The organism is Xanthomonas sp. NCPPB 3200 (assembly GCF_056393585.1).
On the sequence record NZ_CM150785.1, the window covers coordinates 2,759,755 to 2,776,611 of the forward strand.

At 66.5% G+C, this 16,857-nt stretch carries 12 protein-coding genes and 1 pseudogene; 5 read left to right on the forward strand and 8 right to left on the reverse strand.

What is annotated here, in order from left to right; all coding sequences use genetic code 11:
* Window positions 1-266 precede the first annotated feature (266 nt).
* On the forward strand, window positions 267-887 hold the full coding sequence (locus tag AC06DU_RS12125) for a DNA-3-methyladenine glycosylase (RefSeq protein ID WP_054592738.1): 621 nt from the start codon (window positions 267-269) through the stop codon (window positions 885-887).
* Here AC06DU_RS12125 and AC06DU_RS12130 read toward each other — a convergent pair.
* Complete coding sequence (locus tag AC06DU_RS12130) at window positions 827-5,221, reverse strand: DEAD/DEAH box helicase (RefSeq protein WP_478202514.1); 4,395 nt, start codon at window positions 5,219-5,221, stop codon at window positions 827-829. The genes AC06DU_RS12125 and AC06DU_RS12130 overlap by 61 nt on opposite strands.
* 366 nt (window positions 5,222-5,587) lie before the next feature.
* Here AC06DU_RS12130 and AC06DU_RS12135 point away from each other — a divergent pair, with 366 nt between their 5' ends.
* On the forward strand, window positions 5,588-5,968 hold the full coding sequence (locus AC06DU_RS12135) for a DUF3301 domain-containing protein (RefSeq protein ID WP_039516191.1): 381 nt from the start codon (window positions 5,588-5,590) through the stop codon (window positions 5,966-5,968).
* Between the two features lie 214 nt (window positions 5,969-6,182).
* Here the strand turns inward: AC06DU_RS12135 and AC06DU_RS12140 are convergent, their stop codons facing one another.
* The 7 genes from AC06DU_RS12140 to AC06DU_RS12170 form a co-directional block, all read right to left on the reverse strand.
* The gene (locus AC06DU_RS12140) at window positions 6,183-6,623 is read right to left on the reverse strand and encodes a ClpXP protease specificity-enhancing factor (protein WP_016901612.1); all 441 of its coding nucleotides are present in this window, start codon (window positions 6,621-6,623) and stop codon (window positions 6,183-6,185) included.
* Window positions 6,624-6,701: 78 nt separating this feature from the next.
* Window positions 6,702-7,337 carry a glutathione S-transferase N-terminal domain-containing protein gene (locus AC06DU_RS12145; RefSeq protein WP_024939278.1) on the reverse strand — a complete coding sequence of 212 codons (636 nt, stop codon included), beginning with the start codon at window positions 7,335-7,337 and terminating at the stop codon, window positions 6,702-6,704.
* A gap of 386 nt (window positions 7,338-7,723) precedes the next feature.
* The gene (locus AC06DU_RS12150; RefSeq protein ID WP_046343083.1) at window positions 7,724-8,482 is read right to left on the reverse strand and encodes a cytochrome c1; all 759 of its coding nucleotides are present in this window, start codon (window positions 8,480-8,482) and stop codon (window positions 7,724-7,726) included.
* Entirely contained in the window at window positions 8,475-9,734 is a 1,260-nt protein-coding gene (locus AC06DU_RS12155; protein ID WP_024939276.1) for a cytochrome b, read from the reverse strand. The genes AC06DU_RS12150 and AC06DU_RS12155 overlap by 8 nt, the downstream gene beginning before the upstream one ends.
* Entirely contained in the window at window positions 9,734-10,378 is a 645-nt protein-coding gene (gene petA / locus AC06DU_RS12160) for a ubiquinol-cytochrome c reductase iron-sulfur subunit (RefSeq protein ID WP_024939275.1), read from the reverse strand. The genes AC06DU_RS12155 and petA overlap by 1 nt, the downstream gene beginning before the upstream one ends.
* A gap of 375 nt (window positions 10,379-10,753) precedes the next feature.
* Entirely contained in the window at window positions 10,754-11,740 is a 987-nt protein-coding gene (locus AC06DU_RS12165; RefSeq protein WP_478202515.1) for a lytic transglycosylase domain-containing protein, read from the reverse strand.
* 49 nt (window positions 11,741-11,789) lie between these two features.
* Window positions 11,790-12,758, reverse strand: a complete 969-nt coding sequence (locus AC06DU_RS12170; protein ID WP_478202517.1) for a helix-turn-helix transcriptional regulator — start codon at window positions 12,756-12,758, stop codon at window positions 11,790-11,792.
* A gap of 155 nt (window positions 12,759-12,913) precedes the next feature.
* Here AC06DU_RS12170 and AC06DU_RS12175 point away from each other — a divergent pair.
* The 3 genes and pseudogenes from AC06DU_RS12175 to AC06DU_RS12185 all read left to right on the forward strand — a co-directional run bounded on the left by AC06DU_RS12175 (window position 12,914) and on the right by AC06DU_RS12185 (window position 16,740).
* Window positions 12,914-13,502 (forward strand): annotated as a pseudogene (locus AC06DU_RS12175) (glutathione S-transferase family protein).
* Between the two features lie 38 nt (window positions 13,503-13,540).
* Entirely contained in the window at window positions 13,541-14,995 is a 1,455-nt protein-coding gene (gene miaB / locus AC06DU_RS12180) for a tRNA (N6-isopentenyl adenosine(37)-C2)-methylthiotransferase MiaB (RefSeq protein ID WP_026064129.1), read from the forward strand.
* A gap of 755 nt (window positions 14,996-15,750) precedes the next feature.
* Entirely contained in the window at window positions 15,751-16,740 is a 990-nt protein-coding gene (locus tag AC06DU_RS12185) for a PhoH family protein (protein WP_478202518.1), read from the forward strand.
* The last annotated feature ends 117 nt before the right edge of the window (window positions 16,741-16,857 follow it).

A 16,857-nucleotide genomic window follows, 5' to 3' on the forward strand; every position in this document is an offset into this window, starting at 1 on the left:
CTGCGTCGCAGGGTCGCCCGATGGCCTGGTGCGGGTGCCGCTCACTGTGTGCGGCTTGTCTAACCAATCGCTAATGGCTATCGGCGAGGGCAAAACGCGCTTGAGACGCAAACGGCACTTAACCGCGTATTCACACCATCGGATATGCGCTTTTGTGACCGGTCACGCGCTCGTACGGTCCGCGTTCGGAAAATTCCTACCCCTGGTTTCTGCTGTGTCCGGAACAGTCCGCTGGGACATCACGACTGCGCGGTTAGGCTGGGCGCATGTCGTCACAAGCACTTCCACGCAGCTTCTATGCGCACGATGCCCGCCAGGTCGCGCCGCGCTTGCTCAATAAGGTATTGGTCAGCGCAGACGGACGCCGCGGCCGCATCACCGAGGTCGAGGCGTATTGCGGCAGCGAAGATCCGGCCGCGCATTCGTTTCGCGGCATGACCCCGCGCACGCAGGTGATGTTCGGCGCACCGGGGCATCTGTATGTGTATTTCATCTACGGCATGCACTGGGCGATCAACGCGGTGTGCGGTGGTGCGCCCGGGCACGCGGTGCTGATCCGCGCACTCGAACCGCTGGCCGGGATCGCCACCATGCAGGCCGCGCGCAACGCTGCTCCACTCAAGAGCTTGACCACCGGTCCCGGTCGCCTGGCCCAGGCATTCGCGGTGAGCGCGACGGACAACGGGCTGGATCTGACCGACGCAGCCGCACGTCTGTGGATCGAGGACGATGGCCTGCCGCCGCCCTCCGCAGCGCTGGCGACACCGCGCATCGGCATCCGCAAGGCGGTGGATGCGCCGTGGCGCTGGGTGGTCCCGGACAACCCCTATCTGTCGCGTCCGCTGCCGCGCGCGAGCGGCGCACGCGCGGTGCTGCCGGGCGACTGAGCCAGCCATTGCTCCATCGGCGTCTGCTCGGCGGAGCCCGGTCCACGCTGCAGCATGCGCAGGGCCTGCTCGGCCTGTTCGTCGCTCAAGTCCTGCAGCGGCTGGAAGCGATCTGCCACCCACACCGCCATCGGCAGGCCATCGAGATACGCCACACGGTTGCCCGGCACGCGCGCCACGCGCTCGCCCGGCAGGACGCTGCCCAACAGATTGCTCGGGTCGCTCGCACTGACGCATACCCACTGCTGCGGCAAGGCCTGCGCACGCACGCGGCGCAGCGCCGCGATCGCATCCGGCAACGCGAACTGCTCGCCGGACAGCCCGGCGATGAAACGCCCGCCCCGGATCTCGCCACGCGCTTCCAGCCGCTGATACATGCGCAGCAGCTCGCGCCACGGCGGCAGCCACGCCGCCTCGCGCTCCAGCAGCCGCCAGCAGACCACGCCGTAGCGCCGCAACAAGGTATGCGCCACATGTTCGAGCATGTCCTGGTGGCGCTCGTCCGCTTCGGCCAGCGGCAGCTCCGGCAGCGCGCGTACCGGCGCCCAGCGGCCGGCATCGCGAATGCCCAGCGCGCTGGCGCGGCGTCGGTGGCGCGACAGCGCCGAGGGCCGCTTGGAGGCCGGCACCAGCAGCGCGCGCAGCCCGGCATAGCTGTCGCAATGCGCACGCCCGCGCATCACCAGTTCGCTCAGGGCATCTTCCAGCTCGGTGCTCATCAGGCGGGCCGCATCGGCAATCTCGTCGAAGAACAAGGCGCCTTGCTGCTGCAGCACCTCCGCCACCCGCTGCGCGCGCGAGCCCAGCGGCGCGTCGTCGGCATCGCGTGCCAGGCCGCTCCAGCGCTGCGCCTCGCGACGCGGCAGCAACACGATCGGCGTGCTGCGCAGCGCGGCACCGCTGCGGCCACCACCGGGCCGCAGTCGCGCCCACACGGTGCGCCCGGCGGTGCACAGCTCGTCCAGCCAGGCCGGTTGATAGTCGCGCACGCGTGCCGGCAGCAGCTCGCTCTCCCACAGCACTGCAGGTGCCTCGAAACCTTCCAGCTGGCCGACCACGCCGGCCAATGCGTCCGGCCCCGCCACCCGGCTGGCGCTATCGAGGTGCTGCCACTCGAACAGGAACCGCGCGTAATCGCGTTGTGCCACCGGCTCGATCTCGCGGCGCAACCGTCCCAGGGTATAGCGATGGATGCGCGCCAGCAGATGGCGTTCGCACCACTCTTCCGCCTGCGCCTGCGCGTTGAAATGGCCGGCCATGACATAGCCCTCGCGCTGCAGGGCGGCCAGGGCAAGCACGATCTCGGACTCGGGCAAACGCAAGGCGCCGGCCAGGGCCGACACCTGCGCCGGGCCGACCGCAGACAGGCGGCCGCGCAGCAGCTCGCGCACGGCCCAGTCGCGCTGCCAGTCGGCAACGCGGCAATCTGCCGGCGCCTGTAGCGGCGGTAGCGCAACGGCATGCGCATACAGTGGCGCAAACCAGTCGATGCGCTCGGCACTGATCCACAGCGCGGGCACACCGTCGAACGCAAGGCAGCTGGCACGCCCATCGCCTGCAAGTGCAGCCAACCAGGCCTGCCAGTGCGCATCGCCCGCTTCATCGACCGGAAGCACGCCCAGCCCGACCAACGCTTCGTGCATTTCTTCACCATCGCGCGGCTGCGGCCAGGCCTGTTCGCGCACCGAGGCGATCGCCTCGGGATCGAGCTGCCCCAGGTCGTCGCTGCTCTGCGGGGTGTAGCGACGGCTTTGTACGGCCTGGGTGCGGCGTTCTTCCAGCGGTGCATCGTCCAGGAATGCGTACGGACGCGCATTTAAGGCTTCTGCCGCCAGCGGCGACGGTGCCGCCAGATCGCGCGCCACCAACGTGATCGCCCCCGACTCCAGCCCGCGCAGCACCTGCAACCAGCCCTCGCTGTCCATGGACTGATGCAGGCAGTCTTCCAGTGTCTGCGCCACCAACGGATGATCCGGCACCTCGCGCTCGCCGACCAGATTCTCCGCGCAGGCGACCTGATCGGGGAACACCGTCGCCAGCAGATCTTCCGACTTCATCCGTTGCAGTTGCGGCGCGACCTTGTTGCCACCGGCAAAGCGCGGCAGCGCCATCGCATTGGTCGCATTCCAGCGCCAGCGCACGCCGAACAGCGGCGCATCCAGCAAGGCCTGGATCAACACATGCTCTGCCGATGACGAATGCAGGTAGCGCGCCACCTCCTCCAGGACAAAACTATGACTGGTGGACAGCGACAACACGATCGCATCCTCGGTCGCGGCGGCCTGCAGTTCGAAGTTGAAGGTGCGGCAGAAGCGCTTGCGCAACGCCAGCCCCCAGGCACGATTGATGCGGCTGCCGTACGGCGAGTGGATCACCAGCTGGGTGCCGCCGCTGGCATCGAAGAAGCGCTCCATCACCAGGCACTGCTGGGTGGGCATCGCGCCCAGCGCGGTGCAGGCATGGGCGAGATAGTCGACCAGCTGGCGTGCCGCTTCCACCGAGAGATCCAGCACGGTGTGCAGCCAGTCGCAGGCGGCCTGATGTGGCGGGCTATCCAGCCGCAGCGCAATCTCGCCACGCAGACGTGACACCGCCGCCGACAATTCGTCGCTGCGGCCGGGCGCCTCGCCCAGCCAGAACGGGATGTTCGGTGGCGCGCCCTTGGCGTCCTCCACACGTACGCGCCCGGCATCCACGCGCAGGATGCGGTAGCTGGCATTGCCGAGCTGGAACACGTCGCCGGTAAGACTTTCGACCGCAAAATCCTCGTTCACCGTGCCGATCTTTTCGGCCTGCGGTTCCAGCACCACGCTGTAGTCGCCGGTTTCTGGGATGGTGCCGCCGGAGGTCAGCGCAGTCATGCGTGCGCCGCGGCGCGCATGCAGGCGCCGATGCACCGCATCGCGATGCAGGTAGCCTGCATGCGGCCCGAGCCGTGTGCTGAAGCCGTCGCACAGCATCCGCACCACGTCATCGAAGCGCGCGCGGCTCAACTGCGCGAACGGCCAGGCGCGGCGCACCAAGGCGAACAGCGCATCTTCGTCCCAATCCTCGCACGCGGCCTCGGCCACGATCTGTTGTGCAAGCACATCGATCGGCGCCAGCGGAATGCGCAAGGCGTCCAGCTCACCGCGGCGCACGCTGTCCAGCAATGCAGCACATTCGACCAGTTCGTCGCGGGTCTGCGGAAACAGGCGCGCCTTCGGCGTGCCGCCAACCGCATGCCCGGAGCGTCCGGCACGCTGCAGGAAGGTGGCGATCGAGCGCGGCGAACCGAGCTGGCAGACCAGGTCCACATCGCCGATATCCAGGCCGAGTTCCAGCGATGCGGTGGCCACCAGCACGGTAAGGTCGCCGGCCTTGAGTCGCTGCTCCGCCAGCAGACGCGTTTCGCGCGACAGGCTGCCGTGGTGCGCGGCGACGCGCTGCTTGCCGAGCAGATCGCCAAGATGGCGCGCAGCGCGCTCGGCCATGCGCCGCGTGTTGACGAACACCAGCGTGGTGCGATGCTGCTGCGCGAGCGTGGCGACATCGGCATACACCTGCAGCCACTGATGGTTGGACATCACCACACTCAGCGGCGTCGGCGGCAGGGCCAGGGCCAGATCGCGCCTGCGGGTGTAGCCGATATCGACGATCTCGCACTGCGGCGGCCGGCCGGCATCGCCCGCCCCGACCAGGAACTGCGCCACCGTCTCGATCGGCTTCTGCGTGGCCGACAGCCCGACGCGGGTGATCGGGCGCTCGGCCAGCCGCTGCAATCGCTCCAGGGTCAGCGCCAAGTGACTACCGCGCTTGTCCGCCGCCACCGCATGGATCTCATCGACGATGACGGTGCGCACATGCCGCAACGCAGTGCGCCCGGAGGCCGAGCCCAACAGCACATACAGCGACTCCGGCGTGGTCACCAGGATATGCGGCGGCGTGCGGCGCGCCTGTGCGCGCTCGCGTTGCGGGGTGTCGCCGGTACGCACCGCCGTGCGCACCGCGACATCCGGCAGACCGCTCGCGACCAGCGCCGTGCGGATGCCCTGTAACGGCGCATCCAGATTGAGGTGGATGTCGTTGGACAACGCCTTCAGCGGTGAGACGTAGACCACGCGGGTTTCGTCCGGCAGCGCGCCGCCGTTGGCCAGGCCATCGCGGATCAACGCGTCGATGGCCGCGAAGAACGCGGTCAGCGTCTTGCCCGAGCCGGTCGGCGCGGCCACCAGCGTGTGGCGTCCGGCCTGGATCGCCGGCCACGCGGCAATCTGCGCCGGCGTGGGCGCAGCGAAGGTCTGCGCGAACCACGCAGCCACGACAGGATGGAATTGCTGCAGGACAGGATGCATAGGCAATGCCGCAGGCCGCGATGCCAGGCCAGACGCGGCGTGTGGATTCAACGGGGCGAAGTCCAATGGATGGGGTTGCGCTGCGCCCGACACAAGCCGACCACGGGAATGGCGGTGAATGGTTAAAGCGGCTGTCGACCTGACTGCGCAGCGGCCAAGCCCGGTGCGTCCGCTGCACCGATTCGACCTGCTGCAGCCTTCCCGTCAACTCCAGTTCGACCGGGCGCGATGCCGAGCACTCGCGCGACGTGACGACAGCCGTTGCTGGTGCAGCGAAGGGATGCCTGCACAAGCGGCGGATGCCGGCCGGCACATCGGGTCGCTAGCCACCAGCCATCAACGCAACGCTGCGGCCCGGCGCGACGATTGTCGATCGGGCGCAGGCCATGGCACATTGACGCCATGCCCAGCCTTATCCTCTTCATGATTGCCGGCGCCGCGCTGTACGCGTTCTGGAACTCCTCGCGTGCGGCGGCCGAACGTGCCGATATCCTCGGCCGCAATGCCTGCCGCGCCGCCGATGTGCAATGGCTGGACCAGAGCGTGCATTCCACCAACATCCGCATCTGCCGCAAGCCCAATGGCTGGCTGGGCTTCGAGCGGACGTTCCGGTTCGAGTATTCCTACGACGGCATCGACCGTCATAGCGGCCGCCTGGTGCTGCGCGGCGATCAATTGATCGCCTTCACCGGACCGCAGGTGGCCACGGTGACGCCGTTGAGCCCGGACCATCAGCGCCTGAACTGACCGCAATTCGATTACTGGGTGCATTTGCAGGCACCTGGCCTGCATGCAGCGCCGTACGACCGAAGATCCGCGTTGCTGCCGCCGATCCGCAACGCCGATGCACACATGCAACGGCGTGTCCTGGGTTCTGTTGGAAAAATGCGCGTGCGATGCAAACCGCACGCGTACATGGCGCAACAACGCACGAACGCGCGATGCGCGTCCGTGCGTGCAGTTACTTGACCACGCGCAGATGCGGACGCTTGCCCGCGCTCGGCGGCTCGTCCGGCGTGGGCGCGCTTGGCGGCGGTGCACCCGGATCCGGCGGCTCGGTACTGGTGCCTGGGATATCGTCCGGCAAGGCCATGCCCTGCCCGGTCTCGCGTGCATACACCGCCAGGACCGCGGCCATCGGCACCATCACCGGATAACTGACGCCGCCAAAGCGCGCGGTGAACTGCACGCTTTCGTTGTCGACCTGCAGCCCGACCACGGCGCGCTCGGCGATGTTCAGCACCACGCGGCCGTCCTTGACGGCACTGGCAGGCACCTGCACGCCGGGCAGCCCGGCGTCCACCAGGACGTGCGGGGTCATGCCGTTGTCGTTGATCCATTCGACCAAGGCCCGCAGCAGGTACGGGCGATGGCTGGTCATGCGGGGGAAATCTTCGCTCATGGCGTCATTTTACCCGCACACGGCCCGCAGCGGCGGCTGCGCGTTGGGGCGTCGGTCTGTTGGCATACAGCCGTCGCATCAGCCCGGCAGGTCGCGCAGTTTCTTTTCCTGATCGGTCAGGCTGCGGATGAAGCCGGGATTGCGGAAGATCCGGTTGCCGTAGTCTTCGATCGCCTTGCCGTCCTTGGGCAGACCGATCTCCAACGCGTCCAGTCGCCAGATGATCGGCGCCATCGCGCAATCGGCCAGACTCATTTCCGGATTGAGGAAGAACTTGCTGGCCTTGAACAGCGGCACCGAGGCGGTGAGCAGTTCCTTCAGGCGCTTGCGGCCGGCCTCGGCCTGGGTCTTGTTGCCGAGCTGGATGGCCTGTACCTGCGGCACCCAGTCGTGCTCGATCCGCAGCATCGCCAGACGCAAACGTGCGCGCGAGAGCGGATCGACCGGCATCAACGGCGGATGCGGGTAGCGCTCGTCCAGGTATTCGCTGACCACCGATGCCGCGTACAGCACCAGATCGCGTTCGACCAGGGTCGGGACCGAATGGTAGGGATTGAGATCGATCAGATCTTCCGGGGGATTTTGCGGGTCGACCGGCACCAGGTCGTAGGTCACCCCTTTCGCCGCCAGGACCAGACGGACCCGGTGGCACAACACGTCGTCGTTTGACGAAAACAAAGTCAAGGTATTCCGCATACGCACACTCGTCGCCATTCAAGGCTCTCCGACGACCGGAATCCGCCGGCCGCATCGGCGCGGCCGGCCCAACGCCGACCGTCACCACGGTCCTTCGAGTGTGCAATCACGTCACGCAAAAGCCAAGAGTGATAGGGCCGATTAATGCCCGGACAGGCCGCTTGTTGCGCCGAGATGCAGCTTCCGGTCACGTGCGCGTGCGGTGACGGCGCGACTGCTAGTGCACGACATTGGATGCGGCAGAGGCGATTTGTCGTCCACCGAAGCAGTGATTGCTTGCCGACCCTCACCGCACCCCTCTCCCGCGGGGAGAGGGGCTCAGCGGTCGGTTTGCTGCAGCCGTTGCATGGTTTGCGCATGCATGGCCGATGCGCTCTGCATCCGATGACCGGCCTGCAGACCGGTCAGTGCACGTCCTTCCAGTATTCCTTCTTCAGCAGGTAGGCCATGAAGGTGAGCAAGGCCAGGAACAGGATCACCCACACGCCCATGCTCTGCCGCTTCAAGGCCGCCGGTTCGCCGGCGTATTCGAGGAAGTTGGCGATATCGCGCACGGTCTGATCAAACTCGACCGGCGTCTGTCGCCCTGGCTGACCGAGTTTGAGCGCCTGCACCGGCTTGTCGCCGGTCGCCTTGTCGGGCGGGCCGAACTGCGCCTGCTGCAGACCCTGCAGCTCCCACAGCGGGTTGGGCATGGAGGCATTCGGAAACAGCTGGTTGTTCCAGCCCAGGGGGCGGGTCTGATCCAGGTAGAACGACTTGAGATAGGTATAGACCCAGTCGGTGCCACGCACGCGGGCGATCAAGGTCAGATCCGGCGGCGCCTTGCCGAACCACTTGGTGGCCGCATCGTGCGGCATGGTGCCTTCGATGTGTTCGCCGATCTTGGCGCCGGTGAAGTTGAGGTTGGTCATGACCTCTTCTTCGCTCAGTCCCAGATCGCTGGCCATGCGCGAATAGCGCAGGTACTTCAGCGAGTGGCAGCCGGAGCAGTAGTTCATGAACAACTGCGCGCCACGCTGCAGCGAGGCTCGGTCGCTCAGGTCGTTGCCGGCCTGCTGCACCTTTCCGCCTTCGGCTGCCAGCGCCCCTGCGGCCAGGGTCAGCCCGCACAACAGGGCGACCACGCGCGACATCCATGACCTCACGTTGGAATTAGTCATGGGTGGTCACCCGCTCCGGCACCGGCTTGGTCTTGTCCAGCCGCGTCCACACCGGCATGGTGATGAAGAAGGCAAAGTATAGGAAGGTCAGCACGCGCCCGACGTAGGTTTCGTGTGCGTCGGTGCCAGGACCGGAGCCGATCACGCCCAGCCACACGAAGCACACCACCAGCACGCCGAGCGCGACCTTGGAGATCCAGCCGCGGTAGCGGATCGAGCGCACCTTGGCCCTATCCAGCCATGGCACCAGGAACAGGATCGCGATCGCCGAGAACATCACCAGCACGCCGCCGAGCTTGTTGGGGACCACCCGCAACATCGCGTAGTACGGCGTGTAGTACCAGACCGGCTTGATGTGCTCCGGGGTCACCAGGCGATTGGCCTCGGTGAAGTTGTCGTGCTCCAGGAACAAACCGCCGAACGCCGGCGCGAAGAAGATGATGAAGGCCGCGATCAGCAGCAAAAAGCCGACCCCGACCAGATCCTTGACCGTGTAATACGGATGGAACGGGATGCCGTCGGCCGGCTTGTGCGCGTCCCAGCGGTTGCCCTTGGGTCCCTTCTTGATCTCCACACCATCGGGATTGTTGGAGCCCACTTCGTGCAGCGCGCCGATGTGCAGCACGATCAGCAGCAACAGCACCAGCGGCAGTGCGATCACGTGCAGCGCAAAGAAGCGGTTGAGCGTGGCATCGCCGGGCAGATAGTCGCCCATGATCCATTCGGTCAGCCCGTTGCCGATCACCGGGATGGCGCCGAATAGCGAGATGATCACCTTCGCGCCCCAGAACGACATCTGCCCCCACGGCAGCACGTAGCCCATGAAGGCTTCGGCCATCAGCACCAGGTAGATCAGCATGCCGAGAATCCACACCAGCTCGCGCGGCTTCTGGTAACTGCCGTACATCAGCCCACGGAACATGTGCAGATACACCACGATGAAGAACAGCGAGGCGCCGGTGCTGTGCATGTAGCGGATCAGCCAGCCCCACTCCACGTCGCGCATGATGTATTCGATCGAGGCGAACGCATCGGCCGCGCTGGTCTTGTAGTGCATCGTCAGGAAGATGCCGGTGACGATCTGGTTGACCAGTACCACGATGGCCAGCGAGCCGAAGTAGTACCAGAGGTTGAAGTTCTTCGGCGCGTAGTATTCGCTGACGTGCTTGCGGTACATGGGCATCAGCCCGGGCGCGCGTTCGTTGACCCAATCGAACACACCGTTGGCGGTACGGACCAGGATATTGCTCATCAGGCAGCCCCCGTGCTGTTGGCCGACGTCCCGGCAGCGTCGGGATCGACGCCGATCACCAGGGTGTTGTCGTCCACGTAGTGGTGTGGGGGCACCAGCAGATTGATCGGTGCCGGCACGCCGTCGAAGACGCGGCCGGACATGTCGAAGCGCGACTTGTGGCAGGGGCAGAAGTAGCCGCCCTTCCATTGCGGGTCGTAGGGCTCGGGGCGGATCTCGGCGACCATTTCCGGCGAGCAGCCCAGATGCGTGCACAGCCCGACCAGCACCGAGATGTCGGACTTGATCGAGCGGTATTCGGGGTTCTTCAGCACGTAGTCGGGCTGCTGGTCCTTGTTCTCGGACTTGGGATCCTTGAGCCGGTCATCCAGCGATGGCAGTGCGTCGAGCATCGCCTTGGAGCGCTTGACGATCCAGATGGGCTGACCGCGCCATTCCAGAACCAGCCGTTGCCCTTCCTGCAAGGCGCTGATGTCGGCGGTCACCGGGGCACCGGCCAACTTGGCGCGTGCGCTGGGATTCCACGACTTCACGAACGGAACTGCGACAAATCCTGCTCCGACCGCACCGACCACGGCCGTTGTCGCGGTCAAGAACCGACGACGCCCGATATCAGCAGGTGCGTTAACCCCATCGTTGGCCATCCGGCTCTCCGATCTTGATTAGGTAGCGTGAGGCTGCCAACGGCTGGCGGGGGGTCCAGCCGCGATGAATCGACCGCAGTGTAGCGGAACGCTTAATGCACAGACAACGCAATGTACGCAGTCGAACCGGCGCAGTGCAAACACTGGATGCAGGCACGCGTCGACCGCATCACGCGCCAGCCCTGCGCAAGGCGGACAGCTGTGACGCAGTACTGACAAAAAGATCGCGCCAGTTGCAGACATGCTGCGCGTTGGCTGCACTATCGCGCCGGTGCGATGGTGACCTGCGCGGCCTGGTGACCGCATGACGTCCGTCTCGGCGCGCGACTGTCAAAGCAGGCCGCAGCGCGCGCAGATGCGTGCAAAGCACACGGCTCAGTTGGCCGCCGTGGTCTGCCCACGATAGCGCCCGGCCAGCACGCCGACGCGTTGGACGTAGCGCTGGGTCTCGCTGTAAGGCGGCACGCCGCCGTAGCGATCCACCGCGCCCTCGCCGGCGTTGTAGCCGGCAGCGGCGAGCGTGAGATCGCCATTGAAGCGCTTCAGCAACCACGAAAGATATTGCACGCCACCGCGAATATTTTGCGTTGCATCATAGGCATCGCTGACACCGAAGCGGCGCGCGGTGCCGGGCATCAACTGCATCAGCCCCTGCGCGCCGGCCCGGCTCAGTGCCAGCGGGTTGTAGGCCGACTCGGCATGGATGATCGCGCGCACGATCGCTTCCTCGACCCCGAACTCGCGCGCGGCTGCGGTGATTTCCTGCTGATAGGCATTGGTGTTGAGCCGGATCGCGCCGAAATTGACGCCGGGCTTGGCCGCGCAGGCGTAACAGGTCTCGATGAAGCTGTAATGGATGGTGCGCAGGCCTTCGATGCTGGCGACCTGACGCGGGCGCGCACTGGTGTAATGACGCACGCCGTCCTTCATATACGAGTAGACCTGCCCGCTGACCACCCGGCGCGGATTGACCGCGGCGGCGGGTGCCTGCACGACCGAGGTCTCCGCCACCGGCAGCGCGCGCGGCGTCACCGCCGAGGCGACCTCGGCAGCGCGGCGTGGCGCCTGGCCAACCGGCTGACTGATGATGGTGGCCGGCGCGCCGCTGTCGATCGAGGTACTGGCGCGCGCAGGGCCAGCGACCATACCCTGCGCCGGGCGAGCCATGGCCGGCGGCGCGCGGCGCGCGGATCGCTCGAGGGTATAGCTGCTGATGACACTGCAGGTCGCGCCACTCTGGCGCTTGCTCAGGTAGCTGGTGATTCCGTCGCCGCTGACACACTTGTACAAGGTGCCCGCGCAGACCGGCGCTGCCGGCAACGTGACGAGTAACAGCCCCAGCAATCTTGACATCCCCTTCATGCGGCGGAGTGTCCCAGCTTGGCCCGGGCTTGCCAAGTGGCCCAAACGGTTATCCGGGGAGTGGCTCCAGCCGCGCCCGCAACGCGTTCAGCGCCTCGGCCAGCGGCACGCGCACGGCGTCCGGGCAGATCGTATCGAACGGCAGGTCGAGCAGCAGCAGGTTGGCCGCCAGCGCCGGCATGCTCGGCGCGCCCAGGCCCAGCCAGCAATGCGCCGGCCCGTCGGCTTCCAGCGCGCCCAGCCAGGGCGGGATGCGCGCTGCCAGTGCCTCCAGCGTGCCGTGCAGGCGTACCCGGGCCCGGCACGGAAACGGCGACTCGCCGATCGCCTTGCGCAGGAGTTGCAGTGGTTCTTCCGGCAGTGCGCGAGCGGCGAATTGCGCGCCGGTCGTCTCGGCCCGGTCGATGCGGTCGGCGCGCAAGGTGCGCCAGTCCTGGCGCTCGCAGTCCCAGGCCAGCAGATACCAGCGCCGCCCGTAATTCACCAGCAGGGCCGGCTCGATGCAACGCGTGATCGGGGCACCGGAGTGGCGGCGATAGTCCAGCCGCAGCGTGACCCGGTCGCGGCAGGCGCTGGCCAGTTGCGCCAGCAGCGCCGCATCCACCAGGGCACCCACCTCCCCGGTGACCGGCAGACTGGCGGTGACCGCGTGCGCGGCACTGGCACGCTGGCCGCTGCGCCGCGGCAACAGCGGATCGAGCTTGCGCAGCACCCGCGCCGCTGCGGCATCCATGCCGCGTATCGCCGGGGCCGCTGCGCGCAGCGCGATCGCCACCGTCAACGCCTCGTCTTCTTCGAACAACAGCGGCAGGGCGGCCGCACCCTGCCCCAGCCGGTAGCCGCCACCGGCGCCGGGCACGGCATGCACCGGGTAACCCAACTCGCGCAGGCGCTCGATCGCGCGCCGCACGCTGCGCGGATGCAGTTCCAGCCGCTCGGCCAGCGCCACGCCGGACCAGCTGCGGCCGCCCTGCAGCAGCGCAAGCAGACGCAACAAGCGGGCAGTGGTCGAGGCCATCGCGTTACCGTATTGCGGACAGAAACTGTCCGCAATAGCTGCGTAGGATTGCCTGGCACCTCGTCTCTATGCCTTCCGCATCCACCAAGGAAACCGCAATGTCCGACCAGCGCCACATCACCCTGTTCCACAATCCCCGTTCGCGTTCGCGCGGCGTGCTGGTGCTGCTGGAAGAGCTCGGCGCCAGTTACGACCTGCAGATCGTCAATCTGGAAAAGGGCGAGCAACTCGCGCCCGCGTACCTGGCGATCAACCCCATGGGCAAGATTCCGGCGATCCGGCATGGCGACAGCGTGGTCACCGAACAGGGCGCGATCTACCAGTATCTTGCCGAGCTGTATCCGGAAGCCGGGCTGTCGCCGGCGCCGGGCGATGCCGATCGCGGCGCCTACCTGCGCTGGCTGGCCTTCTACGGCTCGGCGTTCGAGCCGGCGATCATCGACCGCGCGATGAAGCGCGATGCGCCGCCGCGCTCGATCTCGCCCTACGCCGACTGCGCCACGGTGCTGCAAGTGATCGATGCGCAGCTGGCCAAGGGCGACTATCTCCTGGGCCAGCGCTGCAGCGCGGCCGATGTGCTGTGGGGCGGCGCGCTGGGCTGGATGGTCGATTTCGGCCTGATCGACCCGCCTGCCAGCACCCGCGCCTACATCGCCCGCATGGCCGACCGGCCGGCGTTCGCGCGCGCCGAGGCCACCAACGCCAAGGCCTGACCAAGCGGACGGGCCCGGCGCAAGCGGGTAAACTGTGCGGCTATCTTCTACCCGCCTGGAATAAGCGCCATGCCCGGGACATCCGTTTCCGACCTGTCCGCGGCCACCGCCGTGGACGCACCTGCCCTGTTGCCGCTGCCGGTGGCCCGCCCGTCGGCGCCTGCCGTGGTGCGCGGCAAGCTCTACATCAAGACCCACGGGTGCCAGATGAACGAGTACGACTCGGCCAAGATGGCCGACGTGCTCGCCGCCTCCGAAGGCCTGGAGCTGACCGACAACCCCGAAGACGCCGACGTGGTGCTGGTCAACACCTGCTCCATCCGCGAGAAGGCGCAGGAAAAGGTGTTCAGCCAGCTGGGCCGCTGGAAGGCGCTGAAGGCCGGCGGCAAGCCGGTGATCATCGGCGTGGGCGGCTGCGTGGCCTCGCAGGAAGGCGAGGCCATCGTCAAGCGCGCGCCCTACGTGGATCTGGTGTTCGGCCCGCAGACCCTGCATCGCCTGCCGGAGCTGATCCGCGCGCGGCGCGAGTCGGGCAAGTCGCAGGTGGACATCAGCTTTCCGGAAATCGAGAAGTTCGATCGCCTGCCTGAGCCGCGCGCCGAGGGTCCGTCGGCGTTCGTGTCGATCATGGAAGGCTGCTCCAAGTACTGCTCGTTCTGCGTGGTGCCCTACACCCGTGGCGAAGAAGTCAGCCGGCCGTTCGAGGACGTGCTGGTGGAGGTGGCGCAGCTGGCCGCGCAAGGCGTGCGCGAGATCAATCTGCTCGGCCAGAACGTCAACGCGTATCGCGGTGCGTACGGCGCCGATGCCGGCGACGCGGCGCAATACGCGGATCTGGGCCTGTTGATCCGCACCATCGCGCAGATCGAGGGCATCGGCCGTATCCGTTTCACCACTTCGCACCCGCTGGAATTTTCCGACTCGCTGGTGGATGCGTACCGCGATGTGCCGCAGCTGGCCAATTATCTGCATCTGCCGGTGCAGGCCGGCAGCGACCGCATCCTGTCGGCGATGAAGCGTGGCTACACCGCGCTGGAATTCAAGTCCAAGATCCGCAAGCTGCGCGCGGTGCGTCCGGATATCTCGATCAGCTCGGACTTCATCGTCGGTTTCCCCGGCGAGACCGAAGCGGATTTCGAAAAGACCATGAAGCTGATCGAGGACGTGGGCTTCGACCAGAGTTTCTCGTTCGTGTATTCGCGGCGTCCCGGCACGCCGGCTTCGGACCTGCAGGACGACACGCCGGAAGCCGTCAAACAGGCACGGCTTGCGCGTTTGCAGGCGCAGATCAACGCGCACGCCACGCGCATTTCGCAGTCCATGGTCGGCAGCGTGCAACGGGTACTGGTGGAAGGCCCGTCGCGGCGCGATCCGAACGAATTGACCGGCAAGAGCGAGAATATGCGCCCGGTGAATTTCCCCGGCAATCCGCGCCTGATCGGGCAGTTCGTCGATGTCCTGATCACCGAGGCGATGAGCAATTCGCTGCGCGGTCTTATCCAGGTGGACGACAGCGAAAGCTGATACCGCATAGGTGCCGGGGCGCGTGGCGCCACGGCATGCATCGCGTCTTGCTGACTGGAAGGTACGCGCTAGTTGGTCACTGGTCTCGTATCCAGCGGCCGGACACGCGATGCTGCGTCTGCCTGCCATCGTTGTTGCGTTGCTTTGCGTAGCTGCGTGCGTGTAACACGCTGGCAATTGCGTTGAGGTCACGCGCGTCGTGCCTCGCACCTCGATCTTCGGCAAGCACGCAGCTGCGTGCTTGCCGCACTGCATTCGCCGATCGGCGCTCCAGCATCTGCGCGCTACGAAGCCGTGGTCGGTCTAGGTCAACAACGGCGCGCATTGCTCGCATACGCCAGGCATGGTCGTGATCGCGCACAGCAACGACGCCGACGTCCCTGGTCACACGGCACGCAAGGCAAGTGATCAAAATTTCACCACTTGTCTGCAACACCTTGCGGCATAAGGCGTGCGAGCACTTACCCACAGGCTTTGCCGAATTCGATCCACACCGCTTGTGGACAACCGCCATCGCAGTGGTGATTTTTTCACCATGTCCCTGCCGGACCTTGTGCGAGTAGGCACCACGATTTTTATCCACAGGTTAGTGATGCGTGACTCCACAGCGATTGTGGAAAACCCGCGCGCACCGCCGGGGATCGGCCAGACCGTGCGCTTGCAGTGGCCTGGCGTGTTGGTGGGATCACACGCTGCGCGCTACCCTCGTCTGCCGCCCAACCGACCAGCGCATGCGTGCGCGGTCCGATCCGACCATGAACTCACCTGCACATCGCGACTTCACCCTGGACCCCGACGACACCGAGCGCCTGGCCAACCTGGCCGGCCCGTTCGACGCGCACCTGCGCCAGATCGAACTCAAGCTCGGCGTGGAGATCGCAAACCGCGGCAACGTCTTCCGCGTCACTGGCCCGGAGCCGGCGATCACCGCCGCGCAGACGCTGCTGACCGCCCTGTACGAGGAAGCCGCCTCCACCACCTTCGACAACCACGCCATCCACCTGCGCCTGAACGATGCCAACGTCGAGCAGGTGGTCGATCGTTCCTACGTGGCCCAGGACGTGGCGATCAAGGTCAAACGCGGCACCGTGCGTGGCCGCGGCGCCAACCAGGCCAAGTACCTGCATGCGATCGCCACGCACGACATCAACTTCGGCATCGGCCCGGCCGGCACCGGCAAGACCTTCCTGGCCGTGGCCAGCGCGGTGGAAGCCTTGAACGAATCGCGCGTACAGCGGCTGATCCTGGTGCGCCCGGCGGTGGAAGCCGGCGAGAAGCTGGGCTTCCTGCCCGGCGATCTCAGCCAGAAGGTGGACCCGTACCTGCGCCCGCTCTACGACGCGCTCTACGAAATGCTGGGCGTGGAAAAAGTGGTCAAGCTGCTGGAAAAGAACGTCATCGAGATCGCGCCGCTGGCCTATATGCGCGGCCGCACGCTCAACGATGCCTACGTGATCCTGGACGAGGCACAGAACACCACCATCGAGCAGATGAAGATGTTCCTGACCCGGCTGGGCTTCGGCTCCACCGCGGTGGTCACCGGCGACCTGACCCAGATCGACCTGCCCAAGCACGTCAAGTCCGGCCTGCGCGACGCAATCGAGGTGCTGCGCGAGGTGGACGGCGCCAGCTTCACCTTCTTCGAAGCACGCGACGTGGTGCGCCACCCGCTGGTGCAGCGCATCGTCACGGCCTATGAAAAGCGCGATCAGCAGGACGCTGCCGCCAAGCAACAGCCCGAGTGAGTTCGCGCCCTGTCAGCCTGGTGCTGACAGACGCAGTCGTCGCCGTCGCCGGGCATCCCGATCGCGTGCGGTCTGGCTGCATGACCAGCCAGGATTCGTTTCAAGCTTGCGGGTGCG